This is a genomic window from Tissierella sp. P1 (assembly GCF_002266425.1).
GTDB classification, from domain to species: domain Bacteria; phylum Bacillota; class Clostridia; order Tissierellales; family Tissierellaceae; genus Tissierella; species Tissierella carlieri.
Genome location: NZ_NPMN01000094.1, coordinates 1 through 521 on the forward strand (window position 1 = coordinate 1; position 521 = coordinate 521).

General features: G+C 34.7%; 1 protein-coding gene. It reads left to right on the forward strand.

The window, feature by feature from the left end; genetic code table 11:
- Nucleotides 1-58: 58 nt before the first annotated feature.
- Nucleotides 59-521: helix-turn-helix domain-containing protein (locus tag CIW83_RS21880; RefSeq protein WP_094904519.1), on the forward strand; the 463-nt coding region annotated here is incomplete at its 3' end.

Sequence of the window (521 nt, forward strand, 5' to 3'; positions counted from 1 at the left end):
TGAACCGACCCCCAAAAGTTAGACCTAAGAATCTAACTGATGGGAGGTCGGTTTTTAAATGGCAAAATATAGTTATGAATTTAAGATGAAAGTTGTACAAGAATATTTAGCTGGAAAGGGCGGATTCGCTTTTCTATCTGAAAAATATAATATCTCTTCTACGAGGGACTTACAAAAATGGGTTTCTGCATACAATGAATTTGGCTCTGATGGTTTAATGAGAAAACGAAAAAATCAAACTTACTCTTTCGAATTTAAGCTTCATGTGGTAGAGTTGTATCTAACTACAGAGGTTTCTTATCAGGATTTAGCGCTTTCGGTTGGAATTAATAATCCACCATTAATAAGCAAATGGGTTAATGATTATCGTATTGCTGGACCTGATGCCTTGAAACCTAAACAGAAGGGGCGGCGACCAAAAGTGGATAAACCAAAAGATACTAATCTTGATAAGAGTAGAAAAATAAATGTAGAAACGGAGTATCTTAAACAACTTGAAGATGAAAATCTTAAACTACGAA